Genomic DNA, 26,703 nt, shown 5'->3' on the forward strand with positions numbered 1-26,703 from the left:
CTCACCAATCGCTTATCCGGGCGCTTGCAGGTCCGCTTGCGCCCGGCACAGATCACGGACCCGTCCCGGAGACAAACATGTTCCAGCAGAAAGTCGTTTTCGCAAGCGTCGCACTGGCACTCAGCCTTGGCTTGACGATGAGCGCTGCCAGCGCTGCCGACAAGCCCCTGAAGTCGATTGGGATCACCGTCGGATCGCTCGGTAATCCGTACTTCGTGACGATCGCGAAGGGAGCCGAAGCCAAGGCCAAGCAGATCAATCCGGATGCCAAGGTGACAGCGGTGTCGGCGGATTACGACATGAACAAGCAGTTCACGCAGATCGACAACTTCATCTCGGCACACGTCGACATGATTTTGTTGAATGCGTCAGACCCGAAGGCGATCGAGCCGGCGGTGAAGAAGGCGCAGAAGGCGGGCATCGTCGTGGTCGCAGTGGACGTCGCGGCGGCCGGAGCAGATGCCACCGTGCAGACCAACAACGTGCAGGCGGGCGAAATTTCCTGCGATTTCCTGGCCAAGAAGCTCAACGGCAAGGGCAATGTGGTGATCGAGAACGGACCGCAGGTGTCCGCGGTGATCGACCGCGTGAACGGCTGCAAGTCCGTGCTCGCGAAGAATCCGGGCATCAAGGTTCTTTCCGACGATCAGGACGCGAAAGGCTCGCGCGAAGGCGGCATGAACGCGATGCAGGGTTATCTCACGCGCTTCCCGAAACTCGATGGCGTGTTCGCGATCAACGATCCGCAAGCGATCGGCTCGGACCTCGCCGCGAAGCAATTGCATCGCAACAACATCGTGATTACGTCGGTGGACGGCGCGCCCGATATCGAAACCGCGCTCAAGACCGACACGATGGTCCAGGCCTCAGCGAGCCAGGACCCGTGGACGATGGCGCAGCAGGCAGTGGGCGTCGGCCACGACATCATGAACGGCAAGAAGCCCGCCAATCCGACGATCCTGCTGCCCTCGACGCTGGTGACCCGGGACAACGCCAACAGCTACAAAGGCTGGTCGTCGCCCCGCTGATCCCATAACCGTCCGAGCAGGATCACTATGTCTATTCTTACCCAGTCACCCGCATGGCAAGCGCTCGCCGAGCATCGCGAGCGCCTGAGGTCATCGAAATGACCACGCATCTCCCTCAACTGGTCGTGTTCGGCGAGGCGCTGACCGATTTCATCTGCGAAGACGACCAGCGCTGGCGCAGCGCGGCCGGCGGCTCGTGCTGGAACGTCGCGCGCGTGGGCGCACGGCTTGGCGTGCCGGCTGGATTTGCCGGCACCGTGAGCCAGGACGGCTTCGGCGACGAACTGATGTGGTTAAGTGCTCAAGCAGGTCTCGACGCCCGCTTCACCCGCCAGGTCAAGCGCTCGCCATTGCTCTCCATGGTCATTTCAAGGCATCCGCCGCAGTATTGCTTTGTCGGTGACAACAGCGCCGACCTGGCGTTCGACGCCAATGCGTTACCGTCCGGCTGGCTGGAGGCCGCGCAAATCGTGCACTTCGGCTCGCTTAGTCTGGTTCGACAGCCGCTCGCGGCGCACCTGCTCGAAATCGCGCAGACGGCCCACGCTGCGGGCAAACGGATTTCCTTCGACCCGAACTACCGGACGCTGATGGACGGTCCGGCTTACCGGGAGACGCTGCGCAAGATGGCCGGACTTGCCAGCTATATCAAAGTCTCCGACGAGGATCTGCGTGGGCTTTTTCCCGAGTTCGACGAAACAGCTGCACTGGACCAGCTCCGCAATTGGGCACCCCATGCTGCGCTGCTCGTTACGCGAGGCGCACAGGGCATGCAATTGCTTACCGCGGACGAGGTGCTGTCTCAACCCGCATTTACGGCTCGGGTAACTGACACCGTCGGTTGCGGCGACGCCTGTGTCGGAGCGTGGATGGCGAGCATGCTCATTCGGCCGGACGCACCGCCAGCGTCCCATCTGCGCTTTGCGGCGGCTTGTGCAGCGGTGGTGTGTACGCAGCAAGGGGCCTACGCCCCTACCCTCAACGAGGTGAACGCCCTGCTTGATTCGTAGGATTTCCTGTTCGAAGTTTCTTATGGATGCCATGACTACAGCACCGACAAGCCGTTCTGACCTGCTCGAATTTGCCTTCGTCCTGTTCGGTGGCACAGGGGATCTCGCCATGCGCAAGATCCTCCCTGCGCTCTATGCTGCGCACCGCGACGGGATGCTCGCACCGGAGGGCAAAATCGTCGCCGTCGCGATCACGGCACTGGACTGCAAAGGCTATCTTGCATGGGTCCAGGAGCATGTCAAGCCGCGCGTCCCTGAAACCACGATCGACGACGCGGCATGGCTCAGCTTCCTTGAGCGTATCAGCTACGTCAGGCTGGATGCCGCGCAACCTGACTCTTTCGCGTCGTTGGCCGAAACGCTCCTCGACACTCCCCGCCGACGCATCTTCTATATGGCGACCGGACCGGCGCTATTCGTACCCATCTGCCGAGCATTGGGAGCCGCAGGGCTCACCGAAGGCGCAAGCGTCGTCCTTGAGAAACCGCTTGGCCACGATCTGGAATCGTCCACCGCGATCAACAATGCCGTCGGCAGGATCTTCAGCGAAGACCAGATCTATCGGATCGACCACTACCTGGGCAAGGAAGCGGTACAAAACCTGTTTGCCCTGCGCTTTGGCAATTCGCTGTTCGAGCCGCTGTGGCGTCGCGAATGGGTCGAGAGCATTCAGATCACGGTAGCCGAGGAGCTCGGCGTCGAAGGTCGCGGCAACTTCTACGATCAGACCGGTGCGCTGCGCGATATGGTGCAGAACCACCTGCTGCAGTTGATGTCGATCGTTGCGATGGAGCCGCCCCAATCCATGGACGCGGATGCGGTGCGCGACGAGAAGCTGCGCGTCCTGCGCGCCCTCAAGCCGCTGCGCGGTGATGAGATCCGGCAGAACGTCGTGCGTGGTCAGTATCAGGCCGGGAGTCTCAATGGCACGGCGGTCCCTGCGTACCGTTCCGAGGCGGGCGTCAGGCCGGATAGCGGGACCGAGACATTTGTCGCCTTGAAAGTCGAGGTCGAAAACTGGCGTTGGGCCGGTGTGCCGTTTTTTCTGCGCACCGGGAAGCGGCTGGCAGCCCGCGTCGCTGAAATTGTCGTCAATTTTCGGACCGTGCCGCATTCCGCGCTGGGGCCAACGGCCCTACGTCCGGGTTCGAACCGGCTAATGATCCGGCTGCAGCCGACTGAATCGATCCGGCTCACTGCCCTTGCCAAGCAGCCGGGTCTGGGGATGACGCTACAGGGTGTCTACCTTGATCTCGCATTCGACCAGTTCTTTCAGCACGCGCGAATGGAAGCCTACCAGCGCCTGCTGCTCGATGTCATCGCGGGCCGGCTTGCCCTGTTCGTGCGTCGCGACGAGCAAGAGGCCGCATGGAAATGGGTCGCTCCGATCATCGATCATTGGACCGCTCCGGAAAGTGCTCCAAAACTCTACGCGTCGGGAACTTGGGGGCCGGCCGCGAGCAGCGCACTGCTCGCGCGTCACAACACATGCTGGCTGGAAGAAGAGAACTAAGTGAAGTCAGGCCACTATCCGGCTGACTTCTGCCTAGTCGTACGCCCCTGGCGGCCGGATCATAGCGCGCGCATCTGAGATGTCCGCGTCATTGGGTATCGCTGTATTTTTAGTCAACCTAAACGCATGTCGATTCAAATTATTTCCTGGTAAGGCGACGATCATGGCTGAGATCTGGCACCTAGAATGGCCTCACGGCGCGCTTGACGTGCATGCAAAAGGCGGCATGCTCGGCGGGGTGGCGCTCAAGCGCGGTGAGCGGCAGGTTCGACCGTTTTACGAGCCGCTATGGATCGGCAATGCAACGCACCAGCAGCCGGAATTACTCAACCACATGAGAAGCGAATTCCCGTGCGTTCCCTTTGGTGTGCCCTATGCACCGGAGACAGTTGTGGAAAGCTGGCAGGAGAGCTTCACCAGATCTGTCGCCGAACCCGATGCTCTATTGGGTGCGAGCGACGACCTCCTGCATGGTTACGGCTGCGTCACGGACTGGACACTCGTGCGGCAGACGGAGTTTGAAATCGAGATCGAACTCGAGTATCCGGACGCCTCACCGATAGCACGCCTTGCTCGCGTGATCCGCGCAGATCCGAAGAGCCCCGCGATCGATTTCTCGCTGAAAGTCGAGGCGCGCAAGAAGACGCACCGTCCGATCGGCTTGCATCCCAATCTGGCGCTCCCCTCCCTCGCCGGCGCATTTCATATCGATCCTGGCGCGTTTCGCTTTGGTGTTGTTCACCCGGCTGGCCCTGAACCCGGCGTGTCCCGCGCAATGCCGGCAGCATTTTTTGACAGGCTTGATCAGGTGCCTCTGCGAGACGGTGGCACAGCCAAGTTTGATCGTTTTCCATTCCCGGAAGATACCGAAGAAATCATCCAGCTTTGTGGCGTTGATGGATCGGTGATTCTGACGGATAACGAATCGCGGGTTGTGTACCGTCTCTGCTGGGATGCCTCTGTACTCCCGTCGCTTCTGCTATGGATCAGCAATCGGGGGCGTAGCTACAGTCCCTGGAATAGTCGCAACCTCTGTTTGGGAGTCGAGCCTGTGGCAAGCGCGTTTGAACTTGGCTGTCATGCCGCGCTGGCGTCCAACCCGATCAATGACCGGGGCGTTTCGACTGCGGTAGCACTTGATCCGAATCTTCCGCTCCAAATCGCTTATCGATTCGAGGTTTTGACTCAATGAACGGGAGGCTCGCTGCTTTCTTCCCTCGCCCTAATGTCGTGATTTCACACAACTGTCTTTAAAGTTCCCACCTCCTCTGGAGATCTGATAATGACCGACGGCAATTCGCAACTCGCACTGCACTTTCCAACACCCGACGGGATTCCGGCGGAACACCGCCTTGGCGCACCCGTTCATCAGCGCGGGTTCCTCGTCGGCGGCGAGATACTCACCTGGAACGGTCCCTTCAAAATCGTGCTCTCGCCAGTGTGCACGCGCGATCCGGCGACCGGCGCCGTGAGTCAGATCGAGATCGGCAGCTACCCACTGATGGGCGAGGCGCAGAGCGACGCCGCTCTCGATGCCGCAGTAGGAGCCTACGACAACGGCCGGGGTCAATGGCCGACAATGCCCGTCGCCGGACGCATCGCCTGCATGCAAGCATTCGTGAAAGGCATGGTCGAGCGCCGACAGTTGATCGTCAACCTCCTTATGTGGGAAATCGGCAAGAGCCTCGTCGACTCCCGCAAGGAGTTCGACCGCACCATCGAGTACATCCAGGCCACGATCGAGGCCCTGAAGGACATGGACAACGGTCATTCGAGATTCATGGTGGTCGAAGGAACCATTGGTCAGGTCCGCCGCACGCCGCTAGGCGTAGTGCTGTGCATGGGACCGTACAACTATCCACTGAACGAGACGTTCTGCACTCTGATTCCGGCGTTGCTGATGGGCAATACGGTGGTCCTCAAGCCGCCACAGTATGGCACCCTGCTGTTCGAGCCGCTGCTCGAAGTGTTTCGAGATGCGTTTCCCCCGGGCGTGGTCAACACGATCCACGCACCGGGTGAACTCGTGGTGCCGCGCATGCTGGCCTCGGGCAAGGTCAACGTACTGGCATTAATCGGCTCGAGCCGCGTTGCGGACCATCTGAAAAAGCAACACCCCAAATCTCACCGCCTGCGTGCAGTGTTGGGCCTCGACGCGAAAAATGCGGCCATCGTGCTGCCCAATGCCGACCTGGATCTCGCAGTCAAGGAGTGCCTGCAAGGCGCTTTGTCATTCAATGGACAGCGCTGTACGGCCCTCAAAATGCTGATCGTGCACAGCAGTGTGGTCGACGCGTTCCTGGATCGCTTCACTGCTGAATTAGCGCGGCTCAAAATGGGCATGCCCTGGGAGGCCGCCGTGCAGATTACGCCGCTGCCGGGGCCGCATCGCACTGCCTATATGACCGAGGCGATCGAGGACGCGAAGGCCAAGGGCGCGCGCGTCGTCAACGAGGGCGGGGGTACCTTTTGCAACACGCTGTTTAACCCGGCTGTCGTCTATCCGGTGCGGGAGGGGATGAAACTGTACCGTGAGGAGCAGTTCGGTCCGGTGGTCCCGGTGATGAGCTTCGATGCCGTGGAGGAAGCACTGGACTACGTCATCACCTCGGATCACGGGCAACAGGTGAGCATCTTCGGAACCGACGCTTCACAGATCGGTGCGCTCGTCGATCCGATGGTCAATCAGGTCTGCCGGGTGAACATCAACTGCCAGTGTCAGCGCGGGCCGGACGTGTTCCCATTCGCGGGGCGCAAGGATTCGGCCGAAGGCACGCTCTCAGTCAGCGACGCGCTGCGCGCGTTCTCCATCCGCTCAATGGTTGCCACGAAACAAACTGAGGCGAACAAGGAACTCCTCAACACCATTGTGCGCGAGCATCAGTCCAAGTTCATCAACACAGACTTCATCTTTTGAGTGGATCGCACATCATGCATCGCAAACGTAACGCCAAGATCGTCGCGACACTGGGACCGTCGAGCTGCGACCTGACCACCGTGCGCGCCCTGTTCGACGCTGGAGCTGACGTATTCCGGCTCAACTTCAGTCACGGTACGCACGCCCAGCACCAGGAGCGGCTCGAGATCATCCGCCGCGTCGAGCGGGACGCTGGTCGCCCTATTGCCGTGCTGCTCGATCTGCAGGGTCCGAAGCTGCGCATCGGCACGCTCGCGAATGGTCCGGTCACGCTGCAAGCCGGTGCGGTGTTTCGCCTTGATCTGGACCATACCCCGGGCGATGCCACGCGCGCACCGCTGCTACACCCGGAGATTTTTGCCGCGCTCGAGACGGACACCGAATTGCTGATCGACGATGGCAAGGTGCGTCTCAAGGTGGTGAGCTTCGGACCGGACTTCGCTGACACGCAGGTCGTCACCGGCGGCACGATATCGGACCGCAAAGGTGTGAATGTGCCTTCGGTGCTGCTGCCCATCGCCGCCATGACACCCAAAGACCGCGCCGACCTCGAGTTCGGGTTGACGCTGGGCGTCGATTGGGTCGCACTATCGTTTGTGCAAAGACCCGAGGATGTGCACGAGGTGAAGACAATTGTCCAGGGGCGCGCCGCCGTACTGGCCAAACTGGAGAAGCCGGCGGCAATCGAGTCGCTTGCCGCGATTGTAGACGCGGCCGACGCGATCATGGTCGCGCGTGGCGACCTCGGGGTCGAACTGCCGGCCGAACAAGTGCCGCGGATTCAGAAACAGATTGTGAGGGCGTGCCGGGCCGCTGGCAAACCCGTCGTCGTTGCCACGCAGATGCTGGAATCGATGATTAGCTCACCGGTACCGACTCGCGCCGAGGCGTCCGACGTGGCTAACGCGGTGTACGACGGCGCTGATGCTGTAATGCTGTCAGCTGAGTCCGCATCCGGGACTTATCCGCGCGAGGCAGTTGCGATGATGGACCGCATCATCGCGGAGGTGGAGTCCGATCCAGACTACCGCAGCGCGATCGATGCATCCCAAACGGCGCCGCAAGCCGAGGTCGCTGATGCGATCTGCCTCGCCCTGCAGCAGACCGCGAACCTGCTGCCTGTAGCGGCGATCGTCACCTACACGCGGTCTGGCTACACCAGCCTGCGCGCAGCTCGGGAACGGCCGGTCGTCCCGGTAGTGGGCATGACGCCAGAGTTCGCCACCGCGCGCCGCCTGGCGCTCGTCTGGGGTGTGCACGCAGTTCACGCCGATGAAAGCGTCTCCGACGTACCTGACATGGTGAACAAAGCTTGCGCGGTCGCTCGAGGCGAAGCCTTCGCGCAGACGGGCAACTTCATCGTCGTCGCCTCCGGCACGCCTTTTGGCGTGGCCGGCACTACCAACTTCCTCCACATCGCCAAGGTCTGACTCCATGCACAAGATCAACGACATCCGTGCGATAGAAATCCTGGACTCGCGCGGCAATCCCACCATTGCCGCCTCGGTAACCCTCGAAGGCGGAGCCATCGGCTACGCGGCCGCGCCCTCAGGTGCATCCACTGGCAGCCACGAAGCCCTGGAACTGCGCGATCAGGACCCGCGGCGTTACAGCGGCAAGGGCGTCACGCGCGCGGTGAATCACGTAAATGGCGAGCTGCGATCGGCACTGCTTGGCTTCGATGCGGGCGATCAGGCCGGGCTGGACCAGCGCATGATTGAACTCGACGGCACAGAAGACAAGTCGCGTCTCGGAGCGAACGCGATCCTTGCAGTGTCGCTTGCAGCGGCGAAAGCCTCGGCACAGGCGAGTGGCGAACCGCTCTATCGTTATCTGGCCTCCGAACCTGACGCATCGCTCCAGCTTCCAGTGCCGATGATGAACATCATCAACGGCGGTGCACACGCCGACAACAACGTCGACATCCAGGAGTTCATGATCCTGCCCGTGGGCGCACCGAGCTTCAGGGAGGCACTGCGCCAGGGCGTCGAAGTGTTCCACGCGCTCAAGGGCGTGCTGCAGGCCGATGGGCTCGGCACATCGGTGGGCGACGAAGGCGGCTTCGCGCCGAATCTTCCGTCCAACGATGCCGCCATTGAGGTGATCCTGGGCGCGATCGAGAAAGCTGGCTTCAAGGCGGGCACTGACATCTGGCTGGGCCTCGATGTCGCGAGCTCGGAGTTTCACCGCAACGGGTGCTATAAGCTGGCGTCCGAAGGCAGATCGTTCACCTCGGACGAGTTCGTCGAGCTGCTCGTGAACTGGGCTGAACACTATCCGATCCTCTCGATCGAAGACGGTCTGGCGGAAGACGACTGGTCCGGCTGGAAGCTGCTGACCGAGCGGTTGGGACGCAAAGTCCAACTCGTCGGGGACGACCTGTTCGTCACCAATACGGCAATCCTGCAACGCGGCATCGAGGAGCACGTCGCGAATGCAATCCTCATCAAACCCAATCAGATCGGCACGCTAAGCGAGACGCTGGCGGCGATCAGGATGGCCAACCACGCCGGCTATGCTGCCGTGGTGTCGCACCGTTCAGGCGAAACCGAAGACACGACGATCGCCGATCTGGCCGTGGCAACGAGTTCGACGCAGATCAAGACCGGCTCGCTATGTCGCTCGGATCGTGTGGCCAAATACAACCGGCTGCTCCTGATCGAGGACGAACTCGGTTCCGATGCGGTCTACGGCGGTCGCGCCGCGTTTCCCGTGCTGAGAGGTGCCTAATGTCCACGATCGTTTTGCTACGCCACGGTGAGTCAATCTGGAACGAGGAAAACCGATTCACGGGTTGGGCTGATGTGGGCCTCACCGCGAAAGGACTGGCCGAGGCCCGAGCCGCCGCCGAGTTGCTACGCAGCGAAGGCTTCGAGTTCGACATCGCTTTCACGTCGATGCTCCGACGTGCCAACAAGACGTTGTGGACTGTGCTGGAAGAAATGGATCGAATGTGGATTCCCGTACATCACTCATGGCGGCTCAACGAGCGCCACTACGGGGCACTGCAAGGCCTAAACAAGGCAGAAACCGCCGCGAAGCACGGCGAGGCCCAGGTTAAGATCTGGCGCCGCGCCTATGACATCGCTCCGCCGCCGTTGTCCGATGGCGACCCGCGCATCGGCGTAGACGATCCGCGCTATGCCGATCTCGAGCCGGGAGCGCTGCCAAGGACCGAATGCCTCAAGGACACGGTGGCACGTTTCCTCCCCTACTGGCATTCGACCATCGCACCAGCCGTCCAGTCCGGCAAGCGGGTGATCATCGTCGCACACGGGAACAGTCTGCGCGCTCTAATGAAGTACCTCGACGACATCTCGGACGAAGACATCGTCGAGGTGAACATTCCGACGGGACAGCCTTTGATTTACGAACTGAACGACACGCTCAAGGGCCGCAGTCACCGCTACCTGGGTGACGCCGCAGCGATTGAGACTGCTATGCGCTTAGTGGCCGCGCAAGGCGGCGCACAGCGGTAAGCGCACACGTGCAACCCACTAGCCCAAGCGGGAGAATAGAATTTCGTGAATAATCGTAAAGCCAAGCTCATGCGAGCCGATATCAATGACGCGATTCCAAGGACCGCGCCCGCCGCCACGACAAAACTCGGCGTGCGAGCGACGCGCCGAACACCATCATGCCGACATTGTCGGTCGAACAGAAGATCGTGACCCATCTGATCTCTTCTCCACCTGCATCGAGTTGAGTCCTTCTGCTCGCGGCAGGTTTAGCCTGCCGCGCTCTTCAACGCTTGTCCAAGAAATTCACAACGGCCCTCCCGCGACGCATACTGTGCTCGAGGCATCTGTGTTTGTGTCGCGCGCCGCGCCTTACTGGGTGGACGTTTTAGACTCTTTCCAATTCGACCGCACGTTCACCACACTGTGTCGTTGGGACGAGTTCTCGTCTCGCGATAGATGACGATGTCGAATATTCGACGATTTGAAGATCGGATAAGCGCCTTGCGTCAGCGAAGGTACGCGCTCGATGCGGAGACTCGATGTGTCGTCGAGCGGTCCGGTGCGCTCGGCTGGTATTGTCGCGGAAGATGGGCTATGAGGCCGCGATCGCTGGGGATCTCGTAGAAGACGCAAATCCGCGGCGTAGTTCTCACGGATTGTGCGAACGACCGCATCATCGGGTGGCGTGTCACCGCGTACACGCCGAGTGGCACTTCCGGGAGCGAACTGGATCGACGACCGGTGGGAAGCGTGGGGTTGCGGATCAGCGAGCCCATCAGAAGGTTCGATGCGGTCAGCATGAGCGCGGTGTCAACCGCCGAGACGCCGTTTCCTACTGGCCAGATTGGGGCCTTCAGCGACACATTCCGGTAGACCACACTCAGCCAGCCGAGCATCAAAAACGCATCATTGAATAGACGCCTTGGAACGCTGCTTCACCAATTGCGCGATAAATACTTCCATTGGCACGGCTCCTCGACTGTCACGAAGTCGACTTCGGTATCTGGCGGTCACTGTTCAGCGCTGGTCTCTACAAGTTCTTAGCAGGCAGCGAAACGCACTGCCCTAAATGTTGTGTTTCTCCGCACGGTTCAACGTCTTGCAGGATTGGTCGCTTGCCTGACTCGAATGCAGTCCTTATCTACTGATCTGTTGACTCTCATGCACCAAAGCGCTCGTGCACCGCTTGAACGCGCGTCGACTGAAGTCACATAACAATTCGCTACCACCGTGCGCACTATCGTGCTTTATCCTTGATGTTCGCGTGCTGACGCCTCGACCTTGACGACGTCGGGGAAAAAAGTGTGACTCCTTTCGGGCAGCCACACCAATACGCGCCTCTCGGAGCAGAGTAATATCATGTCGCGGGTTTAAGCAGAACCTCAGAACGAGTGCTGGATGCCAGCGTAGACTCCCGACTGGCTGTGACCGGGTAGCGGGTTGTCTGTTGCGACCGACGTTCCCGGATTGTTGGCATTCAGGCCAAAATTCGCCGCCTTGCTATTGCGTACCGTTGCAATCTGAATATCTAGCAAGGTCCGCTTCGACAAATTGTACGAGCCACCGACCGTATAGATCGTTGCGTTCCCAGCGCCGTTGTTTCCATTGACATGATAGACAGCCGCGATCGCTGCCGCTGCAGGCGTTGCTTGCCACGTCAGGCCGCCCCATTCCTGGTCCAGGGTGGTGGGTTGCCCTGGCAACACGTTCGTCGCGCCCGACGAGCGGGTTGCTTGATAGGCGGCTTGGACTTTGAACTGACCCAGGAACACATTGAGCGCCGCCAGGTACTCGCGGGACGCCGAGAACACGCCACCCGGCGCGTTTGCCGTGTTGACCGGGTCCAGTGTCGCGCCATAGAGCGACCCGTTGGCCGGGTTACGGATCTCGTCGTAGAGTCCGCGGAACTGGAAAAGCGCATTGGTATAGGTAATTTGGGCACCTGCTTCGCGACCTTGCGGCGTTGTGCCGTTGCCGTTCCAGTTCGTCGCGTTTGACAGCGAATACTGGCCGTAAAAGTCAAATCCGGCAACCTTGGGCGACTGGTACGAGATATTGTTGCTCGACGCCGGCCAGTTTCGGCCCCGCACGAGGGACGCGGACGACCAACTGGACTGACCCATCGGATCGAAATCCCAGAGGCCATTTGAGATAAATAGTTCGCGACCAAGGAGGAATGTACCGTAGGTGGGATTCGCGATACCGACTGTCGCCCATCGATTGAAGAGACCTCCGCCACCCGGTCCGGCACCGGTCATCGTGTTGAAGCTACCTTCCAACTGAAATACGGCTTTGTTGCCGCCACCGAGATCCTCGGCGCCCTTCATACCCCAAAGACTTGTGCCCCAGTTCCCGCTTTCAGCACGGAACCGATGCGTCGAACTCGCCGCCGCCCCCCCTGACGATGGTGCCGTCGGAACACCCGACATATATTCCAGTCCCGCGTCGAGACGACCATACAACGTGACGCTGCTTTGTGCGTGAGCCGCAGCGCCACACGCCAGTATCGACGCTGCCAGAATAGTCCTTTTCATCTTTTCCCTCCAAATCCTGTCAAAAAAATTAAGACAAGTTGCCACCATACGATCGGGGAAAGAGCCCCGGACCGCGTTGTTTATATATTTCGTACACCTATATTAAGTATTCGAACTACGTAGACGTCTAAACACGGCCGCACCCGATTGCGAACTTCGGGTAGATCAGCAGTCGGAACAGCAATAAGGTTCACCAACAAACGCGGCACCTTGCGCAGCCTCGCCCGCCTTTTGACCACTTCTACTATGTCCGTCGCATCGGCGAAGTGACGCGAAGCTGTCGCTTCCACCGTCCGTACGATTTGAGTGCCCCAAACAGCAGTTCACCCGCCACCATGATTAACTAAATCATAGTGATTTATTTAATCATCAGGCCCGTTTTCTGTCAGCCTAGGGAATTCCCCTCTGGCGGAGCACAGCTTTGCCGTGGGGCAGCGAAGAAAATATCTTATGAATCAATCACATATATAACAATCGATCATTCTTTTTATGTCAAAGTTAGCATGCGATTGAAGGCGTTTTGTCGGTCATCGCGGCCGACCATGCCGATTTTTCGCAATCTGCTCCCGCCTGCGCGCGAGCCGAGTCTTCTCCTGACTTGTGCTGTACTCTGCTTCGGACAGCGGAGACAACGCCAGTGATTGCGCCGGAAAGATCCACGCGCACATCTACCTTCGACGAGACAGCTCCAATAGCGTTGGCCGCGGCACCAGAGCTTCACGCCGTTACGAGCGTCTCGCTCGCTCAGTCCAAGCGACGCCGCTCGGGCAAGCACGTCCTTGAGAATCCCAAGCTTGACGCTTCGTCGCATTGCTAACGGGATTAACCTTAGCGATTCAACGAGACTACTCCGCGTTTATAAGCAATCTCGCCATAGTCGGCCCACGACACCGATGCGACAGGCGCAGTCGGCAGAATTGCCAACTGGCGTTCGATTTCAGCCGGCAGACCTTCGGCCAGATCCTTGGAGTTGGTCAGGAAAACCGTCGGTGAATTCACGCCATGCTCTGCCTGGCCGAGCAGGTCGGCAGCAATGATTTCGACGTCCGACGATTCGTCTGCAATGACAAGCGTTTCCGTCGGACCCGCGATGAGGTCGATACCGATTTTGCCGAAGAGCTGGCGCTTTGCCTCTGCGACGTAAGCGTTGCCCGGCCCGACAATCATATCCACGGGTCGGAACTGCTTGGTTCCGTTCGCGAGCGCCGCGATAGCCTGGACGCCACCAACGCAATAGATCTCGTCAGCGCCGGCGAGATGCATGGCCGTGATGATGGCGGGGTGCGGCTTCCCGTTAAACGGCGGAGCTACGGCCACGACGCGCTTCACACCGGCCACCTTCGCAGTTAGCACGCTCATGTGAGCCGATGCGAGCAGCGGGTACTTGCCGCCGGGGATGTAGCAGCCTACAGAATTCACTGGAATGTTTTTGTGGCCGAGGATGACACCCGGCAACGTCTCGACTTCGACGTCGTGCAGCGAAGCCTTTTGCACTTCGGCGAATCGACGAACCTGCGCCTGCGCAAACTTGATGTCTTCGAGTTCACGCTCCGACAGAGTGGCGACGCATGCCTGAATTTCCTCGTCGGTCAGCCGAAACGAGGCCGGCGCCCAATTGTCGAATTTCTTCGAGTATTCGCGGACTGCTTCGTCCCCATTCCTGGCAACATCAGCGATGATTTTTTCGACGGTATCGCGAACCTGGTTGGCGATTTCTGCCTGAACTTCAACAGGCCTGCTTCTCTTGAGATAACGAATCACAACAGACTCCTCCATGAGCACTAGAAGCCACATCGCGGGAAGTATCCAAATGCGAGGTGGGCTGACCGCTCCAAATATCTATTTGGATGGAAGAATTCTCTTTCGCCGAGTATCGGAAGGCAATTTCGCATATCCAATCAATATGACGCGATGTGACGCATCGATGTGACGCACTGCTGTTGCGCCCGCAGTGTCAAGTCTGACGCACTGTGCGCGTCGAAGCAGCGGTTGTTAGACCAGTCGCATGCCGCTCGCAGATGCGAGTCTTCGAGTACGAGTCACTTACGAAAGTCCCGCGCGGGCTGGTGCCCTCCAGATGCGTCGGCGCAATCCTTCGGAGCTGCTCGGCCCCAGGCGATTTACCTGCCCGAATATGCGGTTCCCAAGTTCCTTACCGAAGCCTGAGTCAAAGTCACGCCGCCTTTATGCCGGATGCCGAATGGGCCGTCAGCAGGAATCGCCCAAACTCGTCCCGGAGCATGCAACACGTCATCAGCGGTTCACTCACGTTCGTCTCTTTGACTCCCACCTGCCGGGCTAACCCCGACTTTTCCAACAACGCTCACCACGGGGCTCTTAACCACGCAGCTTGTGGCGGTTTGAATCCTGCTCCCGCAAGCCGACTTCGAGGGGCCGCTCCTCATCTTCGGTAAAGCATCGGTCAGTCGATGCTCGCGTTCTTGCCACACACTGCATCAGAATCACGGCTATCCTTAACTAGCCGAACGACGCCCGTAGCAGCTCGCACAGATCGGCGGCGATCGAGGACATCGAAACATGCCGATGCTTCACGATGCCGATCGAGCGCTGCACCTCCGGATTCGCTATCGGCACCGCGCGGATGTTCGGCGCGAAGTGCGCTGACACCGCGAGCGATGGCACGATCGCACATCCGAGCCCCGCATCGACGAGCGCGACGACGCACGAGATGTGTTCGACCTCGTAGAACCATCGCAGACTGATCGACTCATGCCCGAGCAGCATCTCAAGCAATAGCCGGTTGCCGCTGTCGCGCCCGCCGATGATGAGCTTCGTCCCCGCGAGATCGCTCAGCGAGACCCTCTCCTGCTCCGCCCACGGATGCCCGCGATGCACGGCGAGCACGTAACGGTCCGTGAGCAGCGGCTCGAAAGTGAGATCCTCGTCGTCACCGGGATCGAGGCTGATGCCGAACTCGGCGAGTCCCGCCCTCACCTGTCCCAGCACGAAGTCGTGATTGCCGTCGAAGATCTGCACGCCGACCTGCGGATATTTCTCCGCGTAAAGCCGCAGCACATCGGGCAGCACGCGATTCACTACGGTCGGAATGCTCGCGAGCCGCACCTTCCCGAAGCGCTTCTCCGCAATCTCCCGAATCGACGACAGCATCGTGCCGAGCTGAGAAATCTGCTGCCGCGCCATCGGTAGAAACTGGCGGCCGACACCCGTCAGCGCGACGCTGCGCGTTGTCCGGTGAAACAGTTCTACGCCGAGCGCCTGCTCCAGCTTCTGGATGCGCCGCGACAGTCCCGGCTGCGTCAGATGGAGGCGATCGGCCGCCTTCTGGAAGCTGCCGAGCTCCGCCACGGCGACGAACGCCTCAAGCTCTGAATTCTCGACTTTCATAGCTGTTTCGCATGAATCCCTGAAAAACCGGCATTGGACTCGCCTATTTTGGACGACGAGCATTGTGACTGAAACAAAAAGTCATTACCGCAGGACAATACTCATGCACTTTCAATTGATCATCCGAAACGGCGAAATCATCGACGGAACCGGCAGCGCCCGCTTTACCGCCGATGTCGGGGTGAGTGGCGAACGGATTGCGGCGATCGGCGACCTGTCGGCGGGGAGCGCGGATTGCGTCATCGACGCCGCGGGAAAGATCGTCGCGCCCGGCTTTATCGACAGCCACACGCACGACGACGCCTTCGTCCTCACCCATCCCGATGTGACGCCCAAAGTCGTCCAGGGCGTGACGACCGTGATCGCTGGCAACTGCGGCATCAGTCTCGCGCCCCTGCGCGCCGATGCGATTCCCCAGCCGCTCGACCTACTCGGCGTGCCGGCGCGTTTCGCCTACGACAGCTTCGCGGCCTATCTGGACGCCATCGATCGTGCGCCCGCCGCGGTGAACGTCGCCGCGCTCGTCGGCCATTCGACGCTGCGCGTGCGCCACATGAACGACCTCGCCCGCGAAGCCACGTGCGAAGAACGCTCGCGCATGGCAGCCGATGTCGAGGAGGCGATGAAAGCCGGCGCCTTCGGCGTGTCTTCAGGCACGTTCTATCCGCCGGCGGCAGCAGCGAGCACGCAGGAACTTATCGATGTCTGCGCGCCGCTCAAACGTTACCCCGGCGTCTTCGCCACGCATTTGCGCGACGAAACCGCCGACATCATCCCGTCGATGGAAGAAGCCTTCGCAATCGGCCGAGCGGTCGGCGCGAACCTCGTGCTGTCGCATCACAAGGTCGCGGGCAAGGAGAATCACGGTCGCTCGACGGAAACGCTCGCGCTCATCGACGCACAGAGCGCTCGCCAGCCGCTGTGCCTCGACTGCCATCCCTATCCGGCGACATCGACGATGCTGCGCGCCGACCGCATCCGCCAGTCGTCGCGCGTGATGCTCGCGTGGTCCACGAAGCGTCCGGAACTGGCGGGCAAGGATTTCGCGGACATCCTGCCGCTCTATGGCGGCTCGATCGAAGCCGCCATCGAAGACCTGAAGCCAGCCGGCGCGATCTACTTCGTGATGGACGAGCAGGACGTGCGCCGCATCTTCCGCCACGAGAAAACCATGGTCGGCTCCGACGGCCTGCCCAACGACACCGCGCCGCATCCGCGTCTGTGGGGCACGTTCCCGCGCGTGCTCGGCCATTACTCGCGCGAGTTGAAGCTGTTTCCGCTGGAGACGGCGGTGCGCAAGATGACCGGCCTCACCGCCGAGCAGTTCGGCCTCGAAGGACGAGGGCATGTCGCGCAAGGGCAGTTCGCGGATCTCGTCGTGTTCGATCCGGATGAAGTCATCGACCGCGCGACGTTCGACGCGCCGACGCTCGAGCCGAAGGGCATTGAACACGTGATCGTGAACGGCGTGCCGGTCTTTGCAGATGGCAAACCCACCGGCGCGAGGCCGGGACGCGCGCTGCGCAAGATTTCTCGATAAACCATCAGCCGATCAGAGACCGACATGGCCACTCCCCATCAAGCGACGTCGCAAACCGCCACCCATCAGCCGCATACCGCCGACGCGGTGTATCGCAAGGTGACGCAGCGCGTCATCCCGCTCATTCTGCTGTGCTACTTCTTCGGTTATCTGGATCGTGTGAATGTCGGCTTCGCCAAGCTGCAGATGATGAGCGAGCTGAATCTCACGGAAGCCGCTTACGGCGTCGGCGCGGGGCTGTTCTTCGTCGGCTACCTGCTGCTCCAGGTGCCCGCCGGCGTTCTCGTGAAGCGCCTCGGCGTGCGCGCGTGTCTGGGCGGATCGCTGATCGCGTGGGGCATCGTCTCCATCGCGACGCTCGCCACCCGCAACCAGACGACGTTCTACGCACTGCGCTTCCTGCTCGGCCTGACGGAAGCGAGCTTCTTTCCGGCTGTGATTGCGTACTTCAGCCTGTGGTTTCCGTCGTTTCGCCTGAGCAAGGTCATGTCGCTGCTGTTTCTCGCGATGCCGCTCGGGGTGATCATCGGCGGACCGCTGTCGGGATGGATCATGGACGCGACGCACGGCGGCCTCGGCCTGCACGGCTGGCAGTGGATGTTCCTGGTCGAAGGCTTGCCCGCCGTCGTGCTCGGCTTCGTGCTGTTCAGCGTGGTCGTGAATCGCATCGAGGACGCGAAGTGGCTCTCGCGCGACGAGCTCGTGGTAGTGAAAAGCGAACTGGCGCGCGAATCGTCCGACAAGAAACAGGCGCTGCTGCCCGCGCTGAAAGAGCCGACGCTGTGGCTCCTGTGCGCGATCTCCTTTCTCTACAACGTCGGCAACTACGGCCTCGTCTTCTGGATGCCGACGATGGTCAAGGCGCTCGGCCATCTCTCCAACTTCGAGATCGGCGTCGTCAGCGCGATTCCCTACCTCGTCGCGGCGGCCGCGATGGTCCTCAACGCACAGCATTCCGTAAAGACGCGCGAGCGTCGTTGGCATACCGCCGTGCCGGTGTTCGTCGGCGGTATCGCGCTGATCGGCAGCGTGGCGGCGGCGGGCGCACCGGTGGCCGCGGTCGCGTGCCTGACGGTCGCCGTCGCGGGCATCATGAGCACGCTCGCGATGTTCTGGAGTCTGCCGTCGCGCATCCTCGCGGGCACGGCGGCGGCGGGTGGCGCGGGACTCGTGAACGTCGGCGCGGCGGTCGCGGGCTTCGTTGGGCCCTCGATCATGGGCTTTCTCAAGGATCTCACCGGCAGCACGACGGTCGGCGTCGCCCTGCTCGCAGTCACGCTCTTTCTCGCCGCACTGCTGATCCTCGCGATTCCGGCGCGCTACATCAAGGCGGCGCAATGAGTTGCCGAAGCCGTTGTCGATGTGCGTAATGTTGACAACAGATGTTTTTGTGAAGTCGGAATCATACATCGCGTGTTGTGCACGCACTTCGAGGGCTGGCACCATGACCACGGTATTTCATCGCGCGCCGCGCGCCACGCTTCCCGTCGCCGTGCGCGGCGACGGCATCGAAATCATCGATTCGAACGGCAAGCGCTACATGGACGCGTGCGGCGGCGCGGCCGTCTCGTGCCTCGGTCACAGCCATCCGCGCGTGATCGAAGCCATTCAGCGCCAGGTGCAGCAATTGCCTTACGCGCACACGTCCTTCTTCACGACGGAACCGGCCGAGGAACTCGCGGACCGGCTCGTCGAAGCGGCGCCGAAGAATCTCGGCCACGTGTACTTCGTGTCGGGCGGCTCCGAGGCGATGGAAGCCGCGCTCAAGCTCGCGCGCCAGTATTTCGTCGAGAAGGGCCAGCCTGAGCGCCGGCATTTCATCGCGCGCCGGCAGAGCTATCACGGCAACACGCTCGGCGCGCTCGCGATCGGCGGCAACGCGTGGCGCCGCGAGCCGTTCCTGCCGATCCTGATCGAAGCGCATCACGTGTCGCCCTGCTTCGCGTATCGCGAGCAGCAAGCGGGCGAAACCGACGAAGCCTTCGCGCAGCGTCTCGCCGATGAACTCGAAGCGAAGATCCTCGAACTCGGTCCGGAGTCGGTCGCGGCATTCGTCGCGGAAACGGTTGTCGGCGCGACGGCGGGCGCGGTGCCGCCCGTGCGCGAATACTTCCGCAAGATCCGCTCGGTCTGCGACAAATACGGCGTGCTGCTGATTCTCGACGAAGTGATGTCGGGCATGGGCCGCACGGGTTACCTTTTCGCGTGCGAGGAAGACGGCGTATCGCCCGATATTCTCGCCATCGCGAAGGGACTCGGCGCGGGCTATCAGCCGATCGGCGCGACGCTGGTGAGCAACGACATCTTCGATACGATCGTCGGCGGCTCTGGGTTTTTCCAGCACGGTCATACGTACATCGGTCACGCGACGGCGTGCGCCGCTGCGCTCGAAGTGCAGAAGGTCATCGCCGAAGACAAGCTGCTCGACAACGTGAAGGCGCGCGGCGAGCAACTGCGCGCGTCGTTGCGCGAGCGGCACGCGAATCATCCTTTCATCGGGGATGTACGCGGGCGCGGTCTCTTCACCGGCGTCGAGCTCGTGCAGGATCGCGCGAGCAAGGCGCCGTTCGATCCGAAGCACAAGCTGCACGCGGTCATCAAGAGCGAGGCGATGAAGCGCGGCCTCATGGTCTATCCGATGGGCGGCACGGTCGATGGCCGGATCGGCGATCACGTGCTCATCGCGCCGCCGTTCATCACGACGCGCGAGCAGATCGAGACGATCGTCGAGCGCCTGTCCGATGCGATCGACGGCGCGCTTACCACTATCGGCGCGGAGGCCGCATGAGCGACGCTTCGTTGAAAGCATGGGCGGCGAAACTTGGCATCGACGTGTCCGACGCATTGCTGCCCGGCGTCGTGGCGCTGCTCGACACGATGCAGGCGAGCGCAGCGCAACTTGCCGTCGCGCTCGCCGAGACCGAACCGGAATCCGGCGATGAACCGCGCGGTTGAGATCGCCGCGGACGTACGCGCACGGCGGCGTTCGGCCGTCGGCGTGACGCGCGAGGCGCTCGCAGACATCCAGCGCGCGAATCCCGCGATCAACGCGTTCCATCACGTGTTCTCGGACCAGGCGATGCAAAGCGCGCAGCGGATCGACGAACTCGTCGCGGAAGGCGTCGATCCCGGCCCGCTGGCCGGCGTGCCGTTCGCCGCGAAAAGCCTGTTCGATATCGAAGGTCACGTCACAGTCGCGGGCTCGCGCGCACGGCTCGACGCACCTGCGGCCCTGCGCGATGCCGACGCCGTCGCCTCGCTGAAAAAAGCGGGTGCGGTACTCGTCGGCACGACGCACATGGACGAGCTCGCGTGCGGCGCGACCGGAGAGAATCCTCACTTTGGAGACGTGCACAATCCGCACGACGTCGAACGCATGACGGGTGGATCATCGGGCGGATCGGCCGCCGCCGTCGCGGCGGGATGCGTGTCGCTCGCGCTCGGCAGCGACACCAACGGTTCCATTCGCGCGCCCGCCGCGCTGTGCGGCGTGTGGAGCATCAAGCCAACTTTCGGGCGCCTGCGCAAGCGCGGGGTGCTCGCCTACGCCGATTCGCTCGATTGCATCGGCGGCTTCGCGCCCGGCGTCGATGATCTCACGGCGCTGTACGCGGTACTCGCCGGCGACGCAGCGGAGCAACGCCTCGGCGCACTGAGAGTCGCTGTGCTCGGCGGCTTCTTCGAAACCTGGGCATCGCGCGAAGCGTGGGACGCCGTGATGCAAACGGCATCGGTCCTCGGGCCGCACGCAACCATCGTCATGCCCGAAGACGAGATGCAGCTCGTACGCGGGGCCGCGACGATCATCTCGAACGTCGAAGTCGCGGCCGCCCACGCGAAATTGCTCGACGCACCCGCCGAACACGTATCGCCGCGCCTGCGCACGCGCCTGCTCGCGGGCGCGTTGACGCCGGCCGCGTGGTACGCCCGCGCGCTGCGCTATCAGACGCGCTTTCGCGCGCGCATGTCGCGCCTTTTCGGCGACTTCGACATCCTGCTCGCGCCGTGCACGCCGTTCTCCGCACCACGCTTTTCCGACACGACTATCTTGGTCGGTGCACACACACTCGAACCGGCGAAGCATCTCGGCCTGCTGACGCAGCCCATTTCATTCGCGGGCCTGCCTGTTGTCGCCGCGCCCGTGATTGGCGAAGGCCGCATGCCGCTCGGCGTCCAGTTGATCGGCGCGCCGTTCGACGAAGCTACGTGTCTCGCGGCAGCGCGTCGCATCGGGCAAGCTTTGGGCGACACCCAACGAACATCGACCGAAGCATGAGCAACCGACTTTCGCGCCTTCGAGGCCTCCGACGAACCGAAAGCGGTGCTACACGACGCGTACGCGTCAAAGGCGTTTTCCGGTTGATCTGTTGTCAAAGCCATTTTGATGACGACGCACACGCAGCATGCGCTGGAGGTGCTGCACGCCTCTGGAGGTGAATCACCTGGAGCCGAGCAACTCAGGAGGATTGCGCCTACGCATCTGCAGGGCATCAACCTGCGCGGGATTTTCATTCTTCGCGTCGGACGCTACGCAAGCAGACTGCTTCCGAGCCTGGCCCAAGATGCAAGGCGCTTGCCGCAGATCAGCGTGCGTAGAAGTGTCACCTCGAGGCGTTTTCGGGTAGACAGCAAGCCTCTGATTTTGAACACTATTAATTTGGCGACGGAAGGCAAAGCCTTGTCAGAGCTAGAGCGCCCTAACCCGGAAATGACACGGAAATCAAGGTAATCCCTGCAAGCAGCGTTCAAGCGCCGCTTTGGCGCGCGCATACACGACGACATCAGTGTCACCGTAGCCTGCGTCCTGAACGTAATACGTTAAGTACACGGCGCACGAGCTCATTGATCAGAAAAGCGCTCCCGGCTTTGCCCTTGCACGCCACCCACGTCAGATGTTGAGCCGACTAGAGCTCACGTGCCGCACTCGCCTGAATCGGCAGGAGCATCGCTTTGCTGAGGCGGCCATGGGCTTTCCGGCCGGACGGAGCGCACGTTGTATTTAGTGATTTCTCAATGCAACAGGTAGTTCTGCCAGCGGTTCGCGCAACAGATTAGCGCGCTCGCCCTGTTGGCCGCAAAACGCCTCGCCAGCGGCCATTTCCAGTAGCTCCTGCCCTTCTGACTGGTTGTTTAAGTAGGAAGTCCGGTCGTCCAGGTGCCTGCCGGGTCAGCAAAACGGCGCTTTCAGACGCTCGTGGTTCCACACAACGTTGATCGAGCGCCCAATTCGACCTCTAAGGAGAACGGACGCCGATCAGATACGACCAGTGTCCGTAACTTTAAACTCCCAGCCGTTGCGGATCTACGAGGCGAGGCAGGGGCTGTCCCTCAATCCACAGGGAATCCTGAATCCCGGTAAGGTGATTTGATCGACTTTCGGCGCCTTCCCGCCCGCTAGGTGATTTCGGTTTTGCAAGAACCAGCGCGCCCTGCGAGCAGGCGTTCGAGCGCTTTCGCGTCCGCGCACTGTTCGACGCTCAACACGGCATTCGCCAACGAACCGGCTGCATCGTTTCCGATGACATCGGCCACGAGACTCCGGTATTTCGTCAGCAGTTGCGTATCGTCCAGGGGGCGGCGCGGGTCGCCCAGCGGAATCGTCGCCTGAAGCGAACGCACCGAGCCGTCGGCATACGTGACGGTGACTTCGGGTTCGTCGAGATCGGCGAGCGCTGCATCCGGTTCGAGGACGATCCGCTCGATCATCGACGCGACGCGCGCGTCCGTGCGCGCCCGTTCGACGAACGCCTCGATGCCCGCATGGCCGAACACGAGCGCGGCGGCGAGCGCATAGGGCATGCTCATTTGCGCCGATGCCAGATTGACCGGCTTGCGGTCGCCGCACATTCCGTGCACGAAGGCGCTGAGTCTGACGCGCACCTGTGTGACGGGACCGCCGCCCGCCAGTTCCACGAGCGCATCCAGCGCCCCATGAATGCTGCGGCAGCACGCATGCGGCTTGATCGAACAGCGCATGATCTTCCAGTTCGCGCCGAGCTCCGCGAGGAGCGCATCGGCGTCTGCCGAATCCGCCGCGAACGTGCGCAGGAAACCGCCCCACACGTCCTCGAAAACATGGCTCGCGCCGCTCACGCCCTCCGCCGCGAGCAGCGCCGCCGTGAGGCCGCCTTCCGCCGCGCGTCCGGAATGCAGGCGCTTGGTCTGCGACCCGTCGTGGATGAAGCCCCAGAGTCCCCCCGCGAAGCTCGCCGCGTGTCCGAGCGCCGCGCCGGCGCCGCGCGCATCGAGTCCGAGCACGCGCGCGCTCGCGGCGGCGGCGCCGAACACGCCGCAGGTCATCGTCGAATGCCAGCCGCGCCCGTTGTGCGCCGAGTAGCCGCCGCACGCTTCGAGCACGCGCCGCGCGATGTCATAGCCGAGCACGATCGCGTGCAGCAACTCCCTGCCTGAAACGGTCCGCTCGACCCGTCCGAGCGCCGCGAAAACCGCCGGCACGACGACCGCGCCCGAGTGATCGCAACCGCCGGAGTCGTCGAGTTCGAGCGCGTGCGCCGCGACGCCGTTGATGAACGCGGCATCGCGCGCATGCGCACGTCGCGATGTGCCCCAGATGACGGCTTCGCCGGTCGAGTCCATCACCGCACGCGCAACGCGCGCCGGCTCCGTGCGCGCGCCCGCGAGCGCCGCGCCGAGCGTATCGAGCAGATGCCGTTTCGCTTTCTCGACGATCTCATGAGGCAGATCATCGAACGACGAATCCGCGATGAAGTTCGCGAGCCGTTCCGCCAGCAAGTGCTCCCGCATGTTCATACGATGGTGCTCCTGTGACGCTCGAAGATCTCGACCGGATGTCCGGGCTCGTTGGCGCGGCATCGCTCGCGCCACCATGATGCGGCCTGCGCGCCGGTCGCGAACCAGACATCGCCGCGTGCGCGCATGGTCGCGAGCAAGTCCCGCAGCACGCCGATGCGCCCCGCCGTCCCGAGGATCTCCGGATGCAGCCGCATCACGAAGCACAGGCCGAAGCGATGAAACGCCTCGAAGTCGCGCGTCCAGTTGCCGAGCACTTCGCGATACGACGCGATGCGCGACTGGCCGGCCGGTACCGGCGGCGCGAGATTGAACGCGAAGTAAGGCTCGTCTTCGAGTTCCGCGTGCAGCGGCAGTTCGATCAGCGGCGCATCGTGATGGTAGTAAGGCAGGTCGTCGCCATGCCACGTCGAAGTCCACGCGATTCCACGCGCATGCAGATGCGCGGCGAAGCCCGGCGCCCAGTTGCCGGTGAACGGTCGAAAGCCCTCGGGCGGGCGACCCAGGCTTGCGGTGAGCGCCGCATGACCGCTGTCGAAGGCGTGCTTCTGCTGCGCGAGATCGAGTGCATCGAAGTCCTCGCAGGCCTCGCCACTCATACCGATCTCGTGACCCGCCGCGTCGATGCGCGCAACGAGATCGCGATGCGTACGCGCGACCTGTCCGGGCACGAACCAGCTCGAAGGCACATCGAATTCAGCGAACGTCGCGAGCAGGCGATCCACGCCGCGCTTTGCGCCATAGCGCCACACGGACAGCGATTTCTCGCGGCCCCCGATATCCGGGGCCTGCGTGCGAATGCCCAGATCGTCGTTGAAATCAACGGTGAGAATCACCGCACAGCGCGTGCCGCCGGGCCATTTCGCATCGTTCGTCATGCGCTCGCCTGCCCGCTCGAACGCCACCAGTCGGCGACTTCGCTGCCGGTTGCGAACCACACGTCGCCCGCCGCAAGCATGTGATCGATCAAACCCTCGATGAGCGCGATGCGCCCCGGCTTGCCTGACACCTTCGGATGAAACAGCGTGGTCATGCAGAGTCCCTCGTCATGCGAGCCGTCGAACTCGCTGCGCCAGTTGTCGAGCGTCGTCTCGTAGCTCGCGATACGATCGAGGCCCGCCGGAAAGTCCGGCCTGCGCTGATACGCGAGCGATGCGTAATCGTCCAGCTCCCAGCGCGCGGGAATCTCGATCAGGCCGCTGTTCGCATCGAGCACATAGGGACGATCGTCGCCGCGCATCGAGCTCGAATAGCGCACGCCGAACTCCGCGAGAATGCCGGCGGTCTCGACGGTCCAGTCACCCGACGGCGTGCGAAAACCGACCGGACGCACGCCGAGATGCCGCTCGAACAGTTGCATCGATATCTCCATGACTTCGCGCTGGCACCGCGGCGTGAGCGTCCAGAACGCCTCGTGCCGGTAACCGTGATACGCGACTTCATGACCGCCGCGCACGATCTCGCGGCATTGCGACGGCCAGTTCTCCATCACCCACGCGGGTATGAAGAACGTCGCGCGCACGCCGCGTTCGCGGAGCACATCGAGAATCCTGCCGAGCGCGCGCCACGGCCCATAGGCGCCCAGCGTGAAGTACGAGGGATTGCGCCAGATCGAGCCGTCGAGCATGGCGCCCCCGGTCGGGCCATCGAGATCGAACGCGAGCGCGACACACGAACGCCTGCCACCGGGCCAGCGCGGCATCGCGTCGATACGACGCTCAGTTGCTCGCATTGATCAGCGCCTTTTGCACGCCTTGTTCCTGCAAGCCCCACTTGGCGAGAATCTTTTGATACGTGCCGTCGGCGATCAGCTGATCGAAGGCCTTCGACACAGCGTCGTTGACGGCCGCGTTGTCCTTCGCCATGCCGACGCCCATGTATTGCGACATGAACGGCGCCCCGATCGTCACATAGGCGTTCTGATCGATCTTGTTCTGATACGGCATGGTTTCGCCGCCCTGCACGGCTGCGTCGAGCCGTCCCTGACGCAGTTGCATGCGCGCGTCCGACGAACCATCGGTGCCGACGACCGCGATCGCCTTCTTGCCCGTCTTCACGCAATGCTCGTCGCTCCACAACTTGATGTTCGTCGGGAACGACGTGCGCCGGCTCGAACCGATCGTCTTGCCGCAGAGCGCATCCATGTTGGGGAAATCGCCCGCGCGCGTCTTCAGCGCATAGAACTGCGGACCGCTCTTCAGATAATCGAGGAAGTTCACCGACGCGCGCCGCTCGGGAATATCCGTCATGCCCGACAAAATAATGTCGACGCGCCTTGTCGCGAGCGCGCTCAGCATCTGATCGAAGCTCGTTTCCTGCCACACCATCTTCACGCCCATCTTCGCGGCGAGCGCTTCGCCGAGATCGATGTCGAAGCCGGTCAGCTTGTCGGTTTCGGGATCCTTGAATTCGAACGGCGGATAGTTCGGCACCACGGCGGCGACGATTTCCTTCTTGCCGGGCGCGGACGTCTGCGCGGCGGCGACATCGACATGCAGCAGCGCGACGGCGCACACCAGTGCACAGAGGCTTTGCAAACGAAGAGTGGCTTTCATGAAATGCT

General features: G+C 62.0%; 21 protein-coding genes and 1 pseudogene. 13 read left to right on the forward strand and 9 right to left on the reverse strand.

The features are described 5' to 3' along the window. The first annotated feature begins 77 nt into the window (after positions 1-77). The 8 genes from AC1Z32_RS09385 to gpmA all read left to right on the forward strand — a co-directional run bounded on the left by AC1Z32_RS09385 (position 78) and on the right by gpmA (position 9,947). Positions 78-1,028, forward strand: a complete 951-nt coding sequence (locus AC1Z32_RS09385; RefSeq protein WP_483478449.1) for an ABC transporter substrate-binding protein — start codon at positions 78-80, stop codon at positions 1,026-1,028. Between the two features lie 98 nt (positions 1,029-1,126). Beyond that, positions 1,127-2,038, forward strand: a complete 912-nt coding sequence (locus tag AC1Z32_RS09390; RefSeq protein ID WP_483478450.1) for a carbohydrate kinase family protein — start codon at positions 1,127-1,129, stop codon at positions 2,036-2,038. 31 nt (positions 2,039-2,069) lie between these two features. Beyond that, on the forward strand, positions 2,070-3,551 hold the full coding sequence (gene zwf, locus AC1Z32_RS09395) for a glucose-6-phosphate dehydrogenase (RefSeq protein ID WP_483478810.1): 1,482 nt from the start codon (positions 2,070-2,072) through the stop codon (positions 3,549-3,551). A 163-nt stretch (positions 3,552-3,714) separates the two neighbouring features. Next, positions 3,715-4,743: a hypothetical protein gene (locus AC1Z32_RS09400; protein ID WP_483478451.1), complete on the forward strand. Its 1,029-nt coding sequence runs from the start codon at positions 3,715-3,717 to the stop codon at positions 4,741-4,743. Positions 4,744-4,833: 90 nt separating this feature from the next. Beyond that, positions 4,834-6,468: an NADP-dependent glyceraldehyde-3-phosphate dehydrogenase gene (locus tag AC1Z32_RS09405; protein ID WP_483478452.1), complete on the forward strand. Its 1,635-nt coding sequence runs from the start codon at positions 4,834-4,836 to the stop codon at positions 6,466-6,468. 14 nt (positions 6,469-6,482) lie between these two features. Then, a complete protein-coding gene (gene pyk / locus AC1Z32_RS09410) occupies positions 6,483-7,898 on the forward strand; it encodes a pyruvate kinase (RefSeq protein ID WP_483478453.1) in 1,416 nt (471 codons plus the stop codon). A 4-nt stretch (positions 7,899-7,902) separates the two neighbouring features. Further along, complete coding sequence (gene eno / locus AC1Z32_RS09415) at positions 7,903-9,198, forward strand: phosphopyruvate hydratase (RefSeq protein WP_483478454.1); 1,296 nt, start codon at positions 7,903-7,905, stop codon at positions 9,196-9,198. Continuing rightward, positions 9,198-9,947, forward strand: coding sequence for a 2,3-diphosphoglycerate-dependent phosphoglycerate mutase (gene gpmA, locus AC1Z32_RS09420; RefSeq protein ID WP_483478455.1), 750 nt, complete (start codon positions 9,198-9,200; stop codon positions 9,945-9,947). Before eno ends, gpmA begins: the two co-directional genes overlap by 1 nt. A 488-nt stretch (positions 9,948-10,435) precedes the next feature. Here gpmA and AC1Z32_RS09425 read toward each other — a convergent pair whose 3' ends face one another. The 5 genes and pseudogenes from AC1Z32_RS09425 to AC1Z32_RS09445 all read right to left on the reverse strand — a co-directional run bounded on the left by AC1Z32_RS09425 (position 10,436) and on the right by AC1Z32_RS09445 (position 15,829). Then, positions 10,436-10,825: a hypothetical protein gene (locus tag AC1Z32_RS09425; RefSeq protein ID WP_483478456.1), complete on the reverse strand. Its 390-nt coding sequence runs from the start codon at positions 10,823-10,825 to the stop codon at positions 10,436-10,438. 486 nt (positions 10,826-11,311) lie between these two features. After that, positions 11,312-12,463 carry a porin gene (locus tag AC1Z32_RS09430; protein ID WP_483478457.1) on the reverse strand — a complete coding sequence of 384 codons (1,152 nt, stop codon included), beginning with the start codon at positions 12,461-12,463 and terminating at the stop codon, positions 11,312-11,314. A gap of 487 nt (positions 12,464-12,950) precedes the next feature. Then, complete coding sequence (locus tag AC1Z32_RS09435; RefSeq protein WP_483478458.1) at positions 12,951-13,274, reverse strand: ProQ/FINO family protein; 324 nt, start codon at positions 13,272-13,274, stop codon at positions 12,951-12,953. A gap of 53 nt (positions 13,275-13,327) precedes the next feature. Then, positions 13,328-14,224, reverse strand: a pseudogene (gene hisD / locus AC1Z32_RS09440) (histidinol dehydrogenase); the annotation flags it as partial. 717 nt (positions 14,225-14,941) lie between these two features. Continuing rightward, positions 14,942-15,829, reverse strand: coding sequence for a LysR family transcriptional regulator (locus AC1Z32_RS09445; protein ID WP_483478459.1), 888 nt, complete (start codon positions 15,827-15,829; stop codon positions 14,942-14,944). A 103-nt stretch (positions 15,830-15,932) separates the two neighbouring features. Between AC1Z32_RS09445 and AC1Z32_RS09450 the strand changes: the two genes are divergently transcribed. The 5 genes from AC1Z32_RS09450 to AC1Z32_RS09470 all read left to right on the forward strand — a co-directional run bounded on the left by AC1Z32_RS09450 (position 15,933) and on the right by AC1Z32_RS09470 (position 21,645). Next, entirely contained in the window at positions 15,933-17,369 is a 1,437-nt protein-coding gene (locus tag AC1Z32_RS09450) for an N-acyl-D-amino-acid deacylase family protein (protein ID WP_483478460.1), read from the forward strand. 24 nt (positions 17,370-17,393) lie between these two features. Next, entirely contained in the window at positions 17,394-18,710 is a 1,317-nt protein-coding gene (locus AC1Z32_RS09455) for an MFS transporter (protein WP_483478461.1), read from the forward strand. 103 nt (positions 18,711-18,813) lie between these two features. Beyond that, positions 18,814-20,157, forward strand: coding sequence for an aspartate aminotransferase family protein (locus AC1Z32_RS09460; RefSeq protein ID WP_483478462.1), 1,344 nt, complete (start codon positions 18,814-18,816; stop codon positions 20,155-20,157). After that, a complete protein-coding gene (locus AC1Z32_RS09465; RefSeq protein WP_483478463.1) occupies positions 20,154-20,324 on the forward strand; it encodes a hypothetical protein in 171 nt (56 codons plus the stop codon). The genes AC1Z32_RS09460 and AC1Z32_RS09465 overlap by 4 nt, the downstream gene beginning before the upstream one ends. After that, positions 20,308-21,645, forward strand: a complete 1,338-nt coding sequence (locus tag AC1Z32_RS09470) for an AtzE family amidohydrolase (protein WP_483478464.1) — start codon at positions 20,308-20,310, stop codon at positions 21,643-21,645. The genes AC1Z32_RS09465 and AC1Z32_RS09470 overlap by 17 nt, the downstream gene beginning before the upstream one ends. A 1,118-nt stretch (positions 21,646-22,763) precedes the next feature. On the opposite strand, the gene AC1Z32_RS09475 is transcribed toward AC1Z32_RS09470, so the two are convergent. Genes AC1Z32_RS09475 through AC1Z32_RS09490 form a run of 4 tightly spaced genes read right to left on the reverse strand, consistent with a single transcriptional unit; the run spans position 22,764 to position 26,695 of the window. Then, complete coding sequence (locus tag AC1Z32_RS09475; RefSeq protein WP_483478465.1) at positions 22,764-24,140, reverse strand: MmgE/PrpD family protein; 1,377 nt, start codon at positions 24,138-24,140, stop codon at positions 22,764-22,766. Continuing rightward, on the reverse strand, positions 24,137-25,018 hold the full coding sequence (locus AC1Z32_RS09480) for a polysaccharide deacetylase family protein (RefSeq protein ID WP_483478466.1): 882 nt from the start codon (positions 25,016-25,018) through the stop codon (positions 24,137-24,139). The genes AC1Z32_RS09475 and AC1Z32_RS09480 overlap by 4 nt, the downstream gene beginning before the upstream one ends. After that, complete coding sequence (locus tag AC1Z32_RS09485; protein ID WP_483478467.1) at positions 25,015-25,872, reverse strand: polysaccharide deacetylase family protein; 858 nt, start codon at positions 25,870-25,872, stop codon at positions 25,015-25,017. Before AC1Z32_RS09485 ends, AC1Z32_RS09480 begins: the two co-directional genes overlap by 4 nt. Next, positions 25,859-26,695 (reverse strand): ABC transporter substrate-binding protein, encoded by an 837-nt coding sequence (locus AC1Z32_RS09490; RefSeq protein ID WP_483478468.1) that lies wholly within the window; start codon positions 26,693-26,695, stop codon positions 25,859-25,861. The genes AC1Z32_RS09485 and AC1Z32_RS09490 overlap by 14 nt, the downstream gene beginning before the upstream one ends. Between the last annotated feature and the right edge of the window lie 8 nt (positions 26,696-26,703).

The sequence above is a fragment of the Caballeronia sp. 11_S32 genome (genome assembly GCF_056930355.1).